At 61.4% G+C, this 13,859-nt stretch carries 14 protein-coding genes; 8 read left to right on the top strand and 6 right to left on the bottom strand.

Annotated elements, in window-relative coordinates:
* Positions 1–67: 67 nt before the first annotated feature.
* Positions 68–325 carry a DUF1344 domain-containing protein gene (locus MIC97_RS06235; RefSeq protein ID WP_239799308.1) on the bottom strand — a complete coding sequence of 86 codons (258 nt, stop codon included), beginning with the start codon at positions 323–325 and terminating at the stop codon, positions 68–70.
* Between the two features lie 274 nt (positions 326–599).
* The gene (gene hemF, locus MIC97_RS06230) at positions 600–1,517 is read right to left on the bottom strand and encodes an oxygen-dependent coproporphyrinogen oxidase (RefSeq protein WP_239799307.1); all 918 of its coding nucleotides are present in this window, start codon (positions 1,515–1,517) and stop codon (positions 600–602) included.
* Positions 1,518–1,614: 97 nt separating this feature from the next.
* Here hemF and MIC97_RS06225 point away from each other — a divergent pair, with 97 nt between their 5' ends.
* A complete protein-coding gene (locus MIC97_RS06225; protein WP_183832614.1) occupies positions 1,615–1,872 on the top strand; it encodes a hypothetical protein in 258 nt (85 codons plus the stop codon).
* A 6-nt stretch (positions 1,873–1,878) separates the two neighbouring features.
* Here MIC97_RS06225 and MIC97_RS06220 read toward each other — a convergent pair whose 3' ends face one another.
* A complete protein-coding gene (locus tag MIC97_RS06220; protein ID WP_239799306.1) occupies positions 1,879–2,343 on the bottom strand; it encodes a tRNA (cytidine(34)-2'-O)-methyltransferase in 465 nt (154 codons plus the stop codon).
* A gap of 445 nt (positions 2,344–2,788) precedes the next feature.
* Here MIC97_RS06220 and MIC97_RS06215 point away from each other — a divergent pair, with 445 nt between their 5' ends.
* From MIC97_RS06215 to MIC97_RS06190, 6 genes are all read left to right on the top strand, one after another.
* On the top strand, positions 2,789–4,675 hold the full coding sequence (locus tag MIC97_RS06215) for an ABC transporter ATP-binding protein (protein WP_239799305.1): 1,887 nt from the start codon (positions 2,789–2,791) through the stop codon (positions 4,673–4,675).
* Between the two features lie 58 nt (positions 4,676–4,733).
* On the top strand, positions 4,734–6,614 hold the full coding sequence (locus MIC97_RS06210) for an ABC transporter ATP-binding protein (protein ID WP_239799304.1): 1,881 nt from the start codon (positions 4,734–4,736) through the stop codon (positions 6,612–6,614).
* A 251-nt stretch (positions 6,615–6,865) separates the two neighbouring features.
* Entirely contained in the window at positions 6,866–7,429 is a 564-nt protein-coding gene (gene petA, locus MIC97_RS06205; protein WP_280197967.1) for a ubiquinol-cytochrome c reductase iron-sulfur subunit, read from the top strand.
* Between the two features lie 16 nt (positions 7,430–7,445).
* The gene (locus MIC97_RS06200) at positions 7,446–8,750 is read left to right on the top strand and encodes a cytochrome b N-terminal domain-containing protein (RefSeq protein ID WP_183832609.1); all 1,305 of its coding nucleotides are present in this window, start codon (positions 7,446–7,448) and stop codon (positions 8,748–8,750) included.
* Positions 8,751–8,779: 29 nt separating this feature from the next.
* The gene (locus MIC97_RS06195) at positions 8,780–9,634 is read left to right on the top strand and encodes a cytochrome c1 (RefSeq protein ID WP_239799303.1); all 855 of its coding nucleotides are present in this window, start codon (positions 8,780–8,782) and stop codon (positions 9,632–9,634) included.
* A gap of 98 nt (positions 9,635–9,732) precedes the next feature.
* On the top strand, positions 9,733–10,278 hold the full coding sequence (locus MIC97_RS06190; protein ID WP_239799302.1) for an adenine phosphoribosyltransferase: 546 nt from the start codon (positions 9,733–9,735) through the stop codon (positions 10,276–10,278).
* Between the two features lie 268 nt (positions 10,279–10,546).
* Here the strand turns inward: MIC97_RS06190 and MIC97_RS06185 are convergent, their stop codons facing one another.
* Positions 10,547–11,026 (bottom strand): MaoC family dehydratase, encoded by a 480-nt coding sequence (locus MIC97_RS06185; RefSeq protein ID WP_239799301.1) that lies wholly within the window; start codon positions 11,024–11,026, stop codon positions 10,547–10,549.
* On the bottom strand, positions 11,023–11,484 hold the full coding sequence (locus MIC97_RS06180; RefSeq protein WP_239799300.1) for a MaoC family dehydratase: 462 nt from the start codon (positions 11,482–11,484) through the stop codon (positions 11,023–11,025). The genes MIC97_RS06185 and MIC97_RS06180 overlap by 4 nt, the downstream gene beginning before the upstream one ends.
* Positions 11,485–11,771: 287 nt before the next feature.
* Between MIC97_RS06180 and MIC97_RS06175 the strand changes: the two genes are divergently transcribed.
* Positions 11,772–12,707 carry a DMT family transporter gene (locus MIC97_RS06175; RefSeq protein WP_239799299.1) on the top strand — a complete coding sequence of 312 codons (936 nt, stop codon included), beginning with the start codon at positions 11,772–11,774 and terminating at the stop codon, positions 12,705–12,707.
* Positions 12,708–12,730: 23 nt separating this feature from the next.
* Here the strand turns inward: MIC97_RS06175 and ychF are convergent, their stop codons facing one another.
* A complete protein-coding gene (ychF, locus tag MIC97_RS06170) occupies positions 12,731–13,834 on the bottom strand; it encodes a redox-regulated ATPase YchF (RefSeq protein WP_239799298.1) in 1,104 nt (367 codons plus the stop codon).
* Positions 13,835–13,859 lie beyond the last annotated feature (25 nt).

Below are 13,859 nucleotides of genomic sequence, written 5' to 3'. Positions count from 1 at the left end.
ATGGCAATGGATCAGCATATCAGGCGCAGCAGCCGGCTGCGCCTGATATGCGACGGCCGGGAAAACGCTATTTCACGACCATGACGGACTCGGCGATCTTGTTCTTGCCGCTCATATCCCAGTTCACCGACACCTTCTCGCCGACCTTGAGGCCCGGATTCCTGAATGTCTTCGCCAACTGGAAGGCCGAGCCGTCCTGAAGGACGAGCGTCTTGCCGGCGGTGAACTGCCTGATCTGGCCGGTGGTCTGGTGCGGAGCGGCGAATGCCGCCGAACCGCCGGCGAGGAGAAGGGTTGCAACAGTCGAAACAACAAGCGTGCGCATGGCAGGCTCTCCGTGAGATCGCGAACCCCGATGCTTTTGCAGGGTCCGGATTGAGCGGACCGTCCGGACACGTCGGGTCGCGGTCCGGGCTTGACGAACCGCCGGCGTTTCCCGGTCCGTCATGAAATTTATCCCTGATTTTTCAGCAGGATATTAGACTAAAAAGAAATTTTTCAGGGGCGTGGACGCCACAATCGCTGTCCGATTTCGCAATCTGGGCAAGGATTGTGGCGCCGGCTCTTTTCACGGAAATTTTAGCGCCGGACAGGGTGCATCAGGGCCATTTCGCTTCCGGGGGCAGGCTGGAAAGGATGGAGTTGACGTTGCCGCCGGTCTTCAGGCCGAACGTGGTGCCGCGGTCATAGAGCAGGTTGAACTCCGCGTAGCGGCCGCGGCGGATCAGTTGCTCCTCGCGGTCCTGCTCGGTCCAGCCATCATTGAAGTTCCTGCGCACGACGTGCTGGTACGCGACCAGGAAGGCGCGGCCGACATCCTGCACGAAGGCGAAGTCGGCTTTCCAGCCGCCCTTGTCGTCCGGCGAATGCAGCCAGTCGAAGAAGATGCCGCCGATGCCGCGCGGCTCGTTGCGGTGTGGCAGGAAGAAATATTCGTCGCACCAGTCCTTGTAGCGGCCGTAATCGACGATGCCGGCATGCTTGTCGCAGGCGAACTGCATGGCGCGGTGGAAGGCCACCGTGTCGGGGTCTTCCTGCGTGCGCCGCCGGTCGAGAACAGGGGTGAGGTCGGCGCCGCCGCCGAACCACTGGCGCGAGGTGACCACCATGCGCGTGTTCATGTGGACGGTCGGCACGTTCGGGTTCCATGGATGCGCGATCAGGGAAATGCCGCTCGCCCAGAAGCGCGGATCTTCGTCCGCACCGGGAATGTGGCTGCGGAACTCGGGCGAAAACTCGCCATGGACGGTAGAGGTGTGGACGCCGACCTTCTCGAACAGGCGGCCCTTCATGATCGACATGACGCCGCCACCGCCGCGACCTTCGTCGCGATCCCAGGGCGTGCGCTCGAAGCGGCCGGGCGACCATGAGGATTGCGGGCCGGACAGTTCGTCCTCAAGGCTTTCGAAAGCCGCGCAGATGCGGTCGCGCAATTCCTCGAACCAGAACCTTGCCGTCTGCTTCTTTTCTTCGATGTCGGCGGGCAGTCCTGCCGGAATGTCGGGTCGCTGTTGCACTGGCATCTCCGCTTGCGGACCCCGTGGTCCGTAAAATGACTCGTCTTTTGTGGCCGTGATCCCTAATCTCTGTGAAGCAAGCGTCAAGGAGGCTTTTTTGCGAACGCCCGCAAGACCGCCGCTGGATGGGCTGAAGAAGCGGCTGGAACGAAGCCGCATGGAGCGCGGCGGCAAGTCGCGCGATGGTTTCCTGAGGGAGACCTTCGTGCTGTCGCGCCCAGAGGCGCGCGCCAAGGCGCAGGAATGGTTCAAACGCTGGCCGAAACAGGCTTACTGGACCGAAATCGAGAGCTGGTTCGAGCGTCCGGGCGACGTGATCGAATTCACCATACGCCGGCTTCCGGCGGCGGATTGAAAGGCCTCAGCGCAATTGCCGGAGCGCTTCGCCAGCCACCATGGCGACCGACAGGGCTATATTGATGCTGCGCGCGCCTTCGACCATCGGGATGGTGAGGCGCGCATCGGCGCTGTCATGCACGCGTTCGGGAACGCCGGCCGATTCGCGCCCGAACAGCAGCGTGTCGGAGGAAGCGAAGTCAAAATCCGTATAGGAGGCCTTGGCTTTGGTGGAGAGCAGCACCAGACGCCGGCCTCTCTGCCGCCTTTCTTCCTCGAAGGCGTTCCAGTCGACATGGCGGGTCAGGGCGGCCATCTCCAGATAATCCATGCCCGCCCGTTTCAGGGCACGGTCGGAAATGTCGAATCCTGCCGGTTCGATCAGGTCGACGTCGAGCCCAAGACAGGCGGCCAGCCGCAATATGGTGCCGGTATTGCCGGCGATGTCGGGCTGGTAGAGTGCGATGCGGGGGCGGTTTGCGGGAGACATGTCGGTCACGGGTTCCGTTGCAGTTCGGCCACAGGCGGCGCTGGCATTGTCCGCTGGCCGGGATGAGGTCTGGCCATGATTTGCGAATGGATATATAGACACTCCATTGTCAACTCGAACCGAAGGAGGCGGATATGCATATGCCGATGCACCCAATCATGTACCGTCTCCCACCAGTCGCCTGATGGCGGCAGTCGGTTCGACGTTCATCTGATCTAACAAGCACGCTCGATTCGATTTCCGCTGGAACCACGCGTGGTGTCCTGCAGGAATCCCGACTTGTCTCGTCCATCAGATCCTCAAGCTGCCGCCTCGTTCCGTGTCCTGTCGTGGGCATTCGGCGAGGCAGCCCTATATTCCCCGCATGCGGCTGCTTTCGTGGCTGTTTTTCCGGCTTTACAGGGTCGGTGCGCGGGCATCGAAATTTGAACGCAAGAGAACAAAGATGTTTCGCTGGTTTGAAAAGAGGCTCGATCCCTTCCCCACAGAGGAGACGGCAGAGCCGCCCAAAACCCTCATTGCCTTCTGTGTGCATTTCACGCGCGGCGCATGGCCATACATTGCCATCGATGCGGTCCTGATCGCCGCCATTGCCATCACGGAAGTGTGGATGTTCCAGTTCCTCGGCTCGATCGTGGACTGGCTGTCGGCGCATGATCGCGAGACCTTCCTGCAGACGGAAGGCTGGAAGCTGGCCGGCATGGCCTTTGTCGTGCTGGTGTTGTTGCCGGGTACGGTGTGGTTCCAGTCGCTGATCCACACGCAGACGCTGATGGGCAATCACCCGATGCGCATCCGCTGGCAGGTGCATCGCTATCTGCTCAAGCAGTCGATGACCTTCTATCAGGACGAGTTCGCCGGCCGCATCGCCACCAAGCTGATGCAGACGGCGCTGGCGGTGCGCGACTGCGTGATCAAGCTGGTTGACGTGCTCAACTATGTCGTCGTCTATTTCCTCGGCGTGCTGGTTATCGTCGGCTCGGCAGACTGGCGGCTGGCCGCGCCGCTGCTGGTGTGGCTGGTGGGCTATCTGTTCCTGCTGAAGTACTTCGTGCCGCGCCTGGGCAAGGTGGGCAAGGAACAGGCCGACGCGCGCTCGCTGATGACCGGGCGCATCGTCGACAGCTACACCAACATCCAGACGGTGAAGCTGTTCTCGCACGCAAGGCGGGAAGCAAGCTATGCGCGCGAAAGCATGGCGCTGTTCCTCGACACCGTCTACCGGGCGATGCGGCTGGTGACGAGCCTCTACGGGGTTCTCTACCTGCTGAACTCGATGCTTCTGGTTGCCGTGGCCGGCCTGTCGATCTGGCTGTGGCTGGGCGCGCAGGTGTCGATCGGCGCCGTCGCGGTGGTCATCGGCCTCGTGCTGAGGCTGTGGGGCATGTCCCAGTGGATCATGTGGGAGGTCTCGGCGCTGTTCGAGAACATCGGCACGGTCCAGGATGGCATCGGTTCGATCTCCATTCCGCGTCTGGTCGAGGACAAGCCGGGCGCAAAGGAACTGGTGGTCGACAAGGGAGAAATCCGTTTCGACGACATCGGTTTCCACTACGGGAAGAAGAGGGGCATCATCGAGCACCTGTCGCTGACCGTGAAGCCGGGCGAGAAGGTGGGCGTCGTCGGCCGCTCGGGCGCGGGCAAGTCGACGCTCGTCAACCTGTTGCTGCGTTTCTACGACCTCGAGCGCGGGCATATCCTGATCGACGGACAGGACATTGCCGATGTGACGCAGGATTCGCTGCGCGCCCATATCGGCATGGTCACGCAGGACACTTCGCTCCTGCACCGCTCCGTGCGCGACAACATCCTCTACGGCCGCCCCGATGCGACCGAGGAGATGGTGATCGAGGCGGCACGGCGGGCCGAGGCGCTGGATTTCATCGCCGGGCTTTCCGACGTCAAGGGTCGCAAGGGACTGGATGCCCATGTCGGCGAGCGCGGCGTGAAGCTGTCGGGCGGCCAGAGGCAACGCATCGCCATCGCGCGTGTTATGCTGAAGGACGCACCGATTCTCATCCTTGACGAGGCGACGTCCGCGCTCGACTCGGAAGTCGAATCCGCCATTCAGGAGAACCTCTACAGGCTCATGCAGGGCAAGACCGTCATCGCCATCGCGCACCGGCTCTCGACCATCGCGGCGATGGACCGGCTGGTGGTCATGGACAAGGGCCGCGTCATCGAGGAAGGCACCCATGACGAGCTGATCGAAAGGGGCGGTCTCTATGCGCAGCTCTGGCAGCGTCAGTCCGGCGGTTTCCTCGTCGATGACGGACAGCATGAGCCGGCTGCCCGCATGAAGCTCGAACTTGGAGAAGAGCCGGCCGAATGATCGACGCATGCTCCACTGAGCGGCAATTTTTCCACGCTGAACCGGCGGAGCAGCCGCGATGATGAAGGCCATCTACAACTGGTTCGAGGAGCGGGTCGATCCGTTCCGGGAGCCCGCGAACCTGAGGCCGCCGGCAAGTGTCGGCGGCTTCCTGTGGCACTATGTGGGGCAGGCGAAGTTCGCGTTCTTCGCCATGCTGATCATCGGCGGCGTGGCGCCGCTGGTGGAGGCGGGGCTGTTTTATTTCGTCGGACGGCTGGTCGACATACTCGACCAGCTTCCTTCCGAACGCAGCTGGGCAGCTCTCTGGGATGCCGCAGGCTGGGAACTGATTTTCATGGTCGCGGTGGTGCTGGTCGGCCGCACCATCGTGGTCAGCCTTTCGGCCCTGCTGAACGAGCAGACCATAACGCCGGGCTTCTACAATCTGGTGCGCTGGCAGGCGCACCGGCATGTGTCGCGCCAGTCCTATTCCTTCTTCCAGAACGATTTCGCCGGCCGCATCGCCACCAAGGTGTGGCAGGCGGGGCAGGCGACCGGCGACCTGATGGAGAGCTTCATCGAGGTCGTGTGGTTCATGATCGTCTATACGGTCACGACGCTTGTGCTGGTGGCCGGCCTCGACTGGCGGCTGGCGGCGCTCGTCGTCGTCTGGATCGTTGCCTTCGGCTGGCTGGCGCGCATCTATGTGCCTGAAATCCGCAAACATGCGGAAGCCACCGCCGAGGCGGGCTCGATGATCAATGGCCGCATCGTCGATTCCTATTCGAATGTGCAGACGCTGAAGCTGTTCGCTGCCGATGGCGACGACCGCTACCTGCGCAATGGCTTCGACATTTTCCTGGGCGCTTTGCGTCCCTTTACGCGCCGCCTGACCGGCGTGCGCATGGCGCTGACGGCGCTTTCGGGCGTCATGATTACGCTGATCGCCTGCTTCTCCATCTATCTGTGGGTCGAGGGCGCCATCACCGTCGGCGCGGTGGCCTTCACGCTGTCGCTGGTGCTGCGTCTCAACATGCTGCTCGGCCGCCTGATGATGCAGCTCAATGGTATTCTGCGGAATCTGGGCGTGCTGGAAAACTCCAAGGAACTGATCTCGCAGCCGCTCGGGCTGGTCGATGCGCCCGATGCGAACGAGCTTGTCGTCACCGGCGGATGCATCGAAGTCAGGGATCTTGCCTTCCATTATGGCAAGGGACGGGGCGTTCTGGACGGCATCGACCTGACCATAAGGCCGGGCGAGAAGATCGGCCTGATCGGTCCGTCGGGCGCGGGCAAGACCACTCTGGTCAATCTCATCCTGCGCCTCTACGACGCCGAGGGCGGTTCGATAAGCATCGACGGGCAGGACATAAGGACCGTCACCCAGAATTCGCTGCGATCCAATATCGGCGTCGTCAGTCAGGATACGGCGCTGTTTCACCGCTCCCTGCGTGACAACATCAGGCTGGGCGCACCGGATGCCACGGAAGAAGAGGTGATCGCAGCGGCCCGCAAGGCCGAAGCGAATGAGTTTATCGCCACCCTGCGCGACAATCGTGGCCGCAGTGGCTACGACGCTTTTGTCGGCGAGCGCGGCGTCAAGCTCTCCGGCGGCCAGCGCCAGCGCGTCGCGATTGCCCGTGTTTTCCTGAAGGACGCACCGATTCTCATTCTCGACGAGGCCACATCGGCGCTCGATTCGGATGTCGAGGCCGCCATCCAGGAAAATCTCCACAGGCTGATGGAAGGAAAGACCGTCATCGCCATCGCGCACCGCCTGTCGACCATCGCGGCGCTTGACCGTCTGGTCGTGCTTGATCAGGGCCGTATCGTGGAGCAGGGCACGCATGAGGAACTGGTGGCGCTGGACGGCCTCTATGCGCGGCTGTGGAAGCGCCAATCCGGTGGTTTCCTGTTCAACGAGGAAAGCCCGCTGGAAGAAACCCGGCCAGCCTGAGCCCGGCGCGCAGACCTTTTCCCATACTTGCGCGCGACGGGCTAAAGCCGGAAAAAACCGGCATTTTTCATTGCCCGCGACAATCTGCCCATCTTCATGTTGCGGTCTGGACAAGTGCTGCCTTCGCGCATAAACCGAAGTCAAAATGCCGGAGGAGTTCGCTAGCCTGTTGCCATGCGTAAAAGGCTGGCGTTTGAGCGGGGAAAAGGCTCGATCTTTCGGCACGGATGAGGCGAAAGGATCAGTCACCCGTGAGCGAAACAGATATCGAAAATCCAGCCCGGCGAGATTTTCTATACATCGCCACCGGCATGGCCGGCGTTGTCGGTGCAGGCGCTGTGGCCTGGCCGTTCATCGACCAGATGCGTCCTGACGCGTCGACGCGTGCGCTTTCCTCGGTTGAGGTCGATGTCGCGGCTCTGGAGCCGGGCATGTCGCTGACCGTGAAGTGGCGCGGCAAGCCGGTTTTCGTACGCAACCGCACCGAGCAGGAAATCGAGGCCGCCAAAGCGGTGAAGCTCGATGAGCTGAAGGACCCGGTGGCCCGTAACGCCAACATCGCTTCCGATGCACCTGCTAACGACATTGATCGTTCGGCTGGTGAAGGCAAGGAAAACTGGCTGGTCATGGTCGGCGTCTGCACCCATCTCGGCTGCATTCCGCTCGGCCAGCAGGGCGATTTCGGCGGCTGGTTCTGCCCGTGCCACGGCTCGCACTACGATACGGCCGGCCGCATCCGCAAAGGCCCGGCGCCCGAGAACATGACCGTGCCGGTCTTCGAGTTCATTTCCGATACCAAGATCCGCATAGGCTGAGGCAGGGGACAATTCGATGAGCGAGGGACACTCCACCTATGAGCCGACCACCGGCCTTGGCCGCTGGTTCGATGCACGTCTGCCGCTGCCGCGGCTGGTCTATGACAGCTTCATTGCCTATCCGGTTCCACGTAACCTCAACTACATGTGGACCTTCGGCGGCATCCTGTCGATCATGCTGGTCTCGCAGATCATCACCGGCATCGTGCTGGCGATGCATTACGCGTCCGACACCGGCATCGCGTTCGGCTCGGTCGAGAAGATCATGCGTGACGTGAACTCCGGCTGGCTGCTGCGCTACATGCACGCCAACGGCGCGTCGTTCTTCTTTATTGCCGTCTATCTCCACATCATGCGCGGCCTCTACTACGGCTCCTACAAGGCGCCGCGTGAGCTGCTGTGGATCCTGGGCTGCATCATTTACCTTCTGATGATGGCGACCGGCTTCATGGGCTACGTTCTGCCCTGGGGTCAGATGTCCTTCTGGGGCGCTACCGTCATCACCGGCTTCTTTACTGCCATTCCGGTGGTGGGGACGTGGATACAGGAACTGCTGCTCGGTGGTTTTGCCGTCGACAATCCGACGCTGAACCGCTTCTTCGCGCTGCACTACCTGCTGCCGTTCATGATCGCCGGCGTGGTCGTGCTGCACGTCTGGGCCCTGCATGTGACGGGCCAGAACAACCCGACCGGCATCGAGGTGAAGTCGAAGACCGACACGGTCGCCTTCACGCCTTACGCGACCATCAAGGACGCGCTGGGCATGATCGTGTTCCTGATCTTCTTCGCCTACTTCATCTTCTACATGCCGAACTATCTCGGCCACCCGGACAACTACATTCAGGCTGATCCGCTGAAGACGCCGGCCCACATCGTTCCAGAATGGTACTTCCTGCCGTTCTACGCGATCCTGCGCGCCATCACCTTCAACATCGGCCCGATCGACTCCAAGCTGGGCGGCGTTCTGGCCATGTTCGGCGCCATCGCCGTGCTGTTCGTGGTGCCGTGGCTCGACACGTCGAAGGTTCGTTCCGCGGTCTACCGTCCGTGGTACCGTCTGTTCTTCTGGATCTTCCTCATCGACTGCGTGTTCCTCGGCTGGCTGGGGTCGCGTCCGGCGGAAGGATCCTATGTGATCATGGCGCAGATCGCGACGCTCTACTATTTCGGCTTCTTCATCGTGATCATGCCGGTTCTGGGGCTGATCGAGACGCCACGGCGCCTGCCCAACTCGATCACCGAGGCGGTGCTGGAGAAGAACAAGGCCGGCGGAGCCGTCCACCCCGAAGGCGCTGCTGCGTCGCCTGAAACCCGCGGCTGAGCGACGAGTCTTTCGAGAGGAATTTGGGTATGAAGAAGATTCTCGCTTCACTGGCCGCGGTGGGCATGGCGATAGCCGCAGGCACCGCCGTCGCTCAGGAAGAGCACAGCGCGGCCGAGCCGACGCATTTCCCCATCCACAAGCCCAAGAATGTGGAGTGGAGCTTTGCGGGCCCGTTTGGCACCTATGACAAGGCGCAGCTTCAGCGTGGTCTCAAGGTCTACAAGGAAGTCTGCTCCGCATGTCACTCCATGGATCTTGTCGCGTTCCGTACGCTTGAGGATCTTGGCTATTCGGAAGCACAGGTGAAGGCCTTTGCCGCCGAGTACACCATCGAAGACGGCCCGAACGACGATGGCGACATGTTCGAGCGTCCGGGTCTGCCGTCCGATTACTTCACGCCGCCGTTCCCGAACCATCAGGCAGCTGCGGCCTCCAATGGTGGCGCTGCTCCGCCTGACTTTTCGCTGATCGCCAAGGCGCGCGGCGTGGAGCGTGGATTCCCGACATTCATTTTCGACATCTTCACGCAGTATGCCGAAAACGGTCCGGACTACATCTACTCGCTGCTGACTGGCTACGACGAGGAGCCGCCGGCGGGCATGGAGATCGCCGAAGGCACGCACTACAATCCGTATTTCATCGGCGGCAAGTCGTTGGCCATGGCCGCGCCGCTTTCCGACGATCAGGTGACCTATGACGATGGCGCGCCGCAGACCGTCGACCAGTACTCACGCGACGTGTCCGCCTTCCTGATGTGGGCTGCCGAGCCGCATCTCGAAAGCCGCAAGAAGACCGGCTTCCGGGTCATGGTGTTCCTGATCCTGTTCGCGGGTCTGATGTACGCCACCAAGCGCAGGGTATGGGCGAACGTCCCCCACTGAGCGGCGTGTCTGGAGATTAAAAATGAAAGGGCGCTGCTTGGCGCCCTTTTCTTTTGGCCCGAACCCACGCAACATCGGCGCGAAACCGGAAACTGTCCATGACCTCTTCGACTACGGAAAAACTGCTCTCCGCAATCCGCACCATTGCCGACTATCCGAAGCCGGGCGTCCAGTTTCGCGATATCACCACGCTGCTTGGGGATGCCAATGCATTCGCCATGGCCGTGGAAGGGCTGGCGCAGCCTTTCGTGGGCAAGGGCGTCAACAAGATCGCGGGTATCGAGGCGCGTGGCTTCATCCTCGGCGGCGCTGTCGCGCATCGGCTATCAGCCGGCTTCGTGCCGATCCGCAAGAAGGGGAAGCTGCCGCATGATACGGTACGTGTAGCCTACAGCCTGGAATATGGTCTGGACGAGATGGAAATGCATCGTGACGGGGTGAAGCCCGGCGAAAAGGTCATTCTCATAGACGACCTGATCGCCACGGGAGGCACGGCCGAGGCGGCAGTCAAGCTGCTTGGCCAGATCGGGGCCGATATAGTGGCAGCATGCTTCGTGATCGATTTGCCCGGCCTCGGCGGCCGCAAGAAGCTGGAAGCGCTCGGCGTTCCGGTCCGGACGCTGATCGAATTCGAGGGCGATTGACGCGGGAAAGGTCCACATCGTCTTTCAGCCGGGCCACATGGCCTCACTCATGGAATGAAACGACATTTGGCCGGAGAAGCCGGCAGCAATCGCTCGCGCATGCTGTTCCGGCGCTGCATCTGCGGCCCGCATAGGCCGCCGACGCGCTATTGAAGCGTGTCGCGATCTTTCAGATTCGCTCCTTCGCTTCAAATTCCTGTTTTTGCGCATGTCGTCGTCCCGAAACCGGTTGTCCCTTTCGGGCGACATGCTTTCGTCGCTGCCGGACTCAGACGGGTTCTTCTCCAACCTTCACCAGCACCGCGTTATCGAATTCGAGCACCTTTGTGCCTTTGTCGTCAAATGCCTCGCCTCGGGCATTGAGCAGTATCCAGCCCGGCCGTGAGGCAAGCGGGCGATGCCCCAGATCGGTGCGGGTGAAGGTTATGGTCTGTCCGGCATAGACCGGTCTCAGCCATTTCAGGTTGCGGAAGCCGGGTGAGGGACCGAATTCGGGCGCCGGCCCTTTACCCTTCCAGCCGGCTATCGCCGCATCGCGATCCTGCGCGTTGAAGCGCATCCACATGGATGCCGTATGCCAGCCGGAAGCGCAGAGCCCGCCAAATACGCTGTTGCGGGCGGCGTCTTCGTCCATGTGGAAGGGCTGCGGGTCGAATTTCGCTGCGAACGCCTTGATTTCACCGGCCTGAAAACTGTGTGCGCCGAGCGTGCGGCTGACACCGAAATCGAAGAACTCATTCAGGCTCATTGGGCAGCCTCCCGGCTCAGGAACATGCCGGTATTCTGCAGTTCGAACACGCTTTCGCCGCGCTGGTTGATCATTTCGGCGCGCATGGACACCAGTCCGAGACCCGGCCGTGAGGACGATATGCGCTTGGCGAGCACAGTCGAGCGGGCCGTGAGGCGATCCCCCGCCAGAACAGGCTTCTTCCATTGGACTTCGTCGATGCCGGGTGAACCCTGCGACGTGGAGTCGAGCAGCAGAGAATCACACAACAGACGCATGAACATGCCGCAGATGTGCCATCCCGAGGCCGACAGGCCGCCCAGAATGCTCGCTTCACCGGCCGCCTGTTCCAGATGCATGGGCTGAGGGTCGAACTCGGAAGCGAACTCGACAATTTCCTCGGCTGTCACCAGTTTCGATCCCAGCTCAAGCGAACTGCCGACCTCGAAATCCTCGTAAGCCCATCTTTTCCCGGCCATGCGCCCAATCCCGTTCAAGTTTGTACGATTATCATGGACGCGGATTCTCCGTTGCGCAAGCTGCTTTGCAACGCCTTTTCCACGGCAATCATGTCAAGAAAGCGCGCGGTCCTGAAGGCAGGTTTTCGACGCTGTGGCTTTTTATCTTGCACAAGCTTATCTGGCGGGTAACGTAGAACAAACTTCAATATTCCTGATATGTGAAGGTTTCTGGTTTTGTTTGATTGATCCTCAGATCAGTCAGGGCTGCAGCGGAAAATCTGCTTTTGCAGCAGGAAGGTAGACGGATGTCAGTTTCGGTGAACAGTGCCCCTTCGGCAGCCGGTTCGAACTGGCCCGCGCTCCTTGCCCTTGTGACCGGGGCGCTGGCAATGGCGGTATCGCCGATTCTGGTGCGGTTGTCCGATGTCGGTCCCTTCGCCAGCGCTTTCTATCGCGTGTTCCTGGCGCTGCCGTTTCTGTTCGCATGGATGCGGATTGAACAGAAGCGCAGCAAGGCGCCTGCACCGGCAAGACGGTTTTCCCCGGCGGTGATCGCCACCGGTCTTGCGTTCGCCGGAGATCTGTTCTTCTGGCATCTGGCTATTCTCAACACCACCATTGCCAACTCCACTTTCTTCGCGACCACTGCGCCGCTCTGGGTTGGCCTGCTGGGATGGGTCGTCTTTGGGCGGCGTGTCACCGCGGCCACCGCTATTGGCCTCGTCTTCTGTCTTGCCGGCGGCGCCGCGCTGGTCTGGCATTCTTTTGAATTGTCACCGGATCATCTGCTCGGAGATCTCTTCGGGGCGCTTACCGGCCTGTTCTTCGGCATCTACTTCCTTACGGTGGAGAAGGCGCGGGAAACCGAGGGCGCGGCCTGGATTACATTCCATATGAGCCTGATCACAGCGGCTCTGCTGGCGCTGGCCGCAGCAGGCGCATGGCTGCTCTATGGCCAGCCGATGTTCCCCTCAAACGCCACCGGATGGCTGGTGCTGGTCTGCCTTGCCGTCATCAGCCATGTCGGAGGACAGGGGCTGCTGTCCTATGCTCTCGGAACGCTGCCTTCTATGTTCTCGTCGCTGGTGATATTCATGGAAGCCGTGGTGGCTTCGGCGCTGGCATGGCTTGTCTTCGGTGAAGCCATAACTCCGCTTCAGGGGCTTGGAGGCCTTGCTATTCTATGGGGCATCTGGCTGGCAAGACCGCAGACGCGGGGCAGGAAGAGCGGCAAAGCCTGACAGGCACCGCCGCTCAGGCAGGATCAGGTGTTGAACTTGAACATCAGCACGTCGCCATCCTGAACGACATATTCCTTGCCTTCGTCACGGGCCTTTCCGGCTTCCTTGGCCGCAACTTCCCCGCCCAGCGTCACAAAATCATTGTAGGCGATGGTCTGGGCGCGGATGAAGCCGCGCTCGAAATCGGTGTGGATGACACCAGCCGCCTGCGGGGCCTTGGTGCCGCGCTCGATGGTCCAGGCGCGCGTTTCCTTCGGGCCGGCGGTGAAATAGGTGATGAGGTGCAGAAGCTCGTAGCCGGCCCGGATCAGGCGATCCAGTCCCGGTTCCTCAAGACCCATGGATGACAGGAATTCCTGCGCCTCCTCGTCGGGAAGCTGGGCGACTTCGGCTTCGATCGCAGCGGAAATGATCACCACGCGCGCGCCCTGCGCTTCGGCCATCTTCTCGACGGCTCTGGTGTGATCGTTGCCATCGGCTGCATCGCTCTCAGCAACGTTGCAGACATAGAGGACCGGGTGTGACGTGAGCAGGTTGAGGCCCTGAAGGATGCGCAGGTCCTCCGCCGCCATGCCATCGAGCAGGACGCGTGTCGGCTTGCCGTTCTGGAGCAGTTCCAGCGCCTGTTCCATCATCGGAAGGACCGCGAGCGATTCCTTGTCCTTGCCGCTCGCGCGCTTGCGTGTCTGCACGATGCGCCGTTCGAGACTTTCCAGATCGGCGAGCATCAGCTCGGTCTCGACCGTCTCTGCGTCGGCCACCGGATCTATGCGGCCTTCGACATGGGTGATGTCGTCGTCCTCAAAGCAGCGCAGCACGTGCACAATGGCATCGACCTCGCGGATGTTGGCGAGGAACTGGTTGCCAAGCCCTTCGCCCTTGGACGCGCCACGGACGAGGCCGGCGATGTCGACAAAGGAGATGCGGGTCGGGATGATTTCCTTCGAGCCTGCCGCTGCCGCGATCTTTTTCAGGCGCGGATCAGGAACGGCCACCTCGCCGGTATTCGGCTCGATGGTGCAGAACGGATAGTTGGCTGCCTGTGCGGCGGCTGTTCTGGTCAGTGCGTTGAAGAGCGTCGACTTGCCGACATTGGGCAGGCCGACGATGCCGCATTTGAAACCCATGATTTCCTGATCCTGTCCTGCTGGG

Origin of the sequence: Aquamicrobium sp. NLF2-7 (assembly GCF_022359935.1) — a bacterium.
GTDB classification, from domain to species: Bacteria; Pseudomonadota; Alphaproteobacteria; order Rhizobiales; family Rhizobiaceae; genus Mesorhizobium; species Mesorhizobium lusatiense.
The sequence above is the reverse complement of the archived record's forward strand: the minus strand, read 5'-3'. Positions and strand labels throughout refer to the sequence as shown.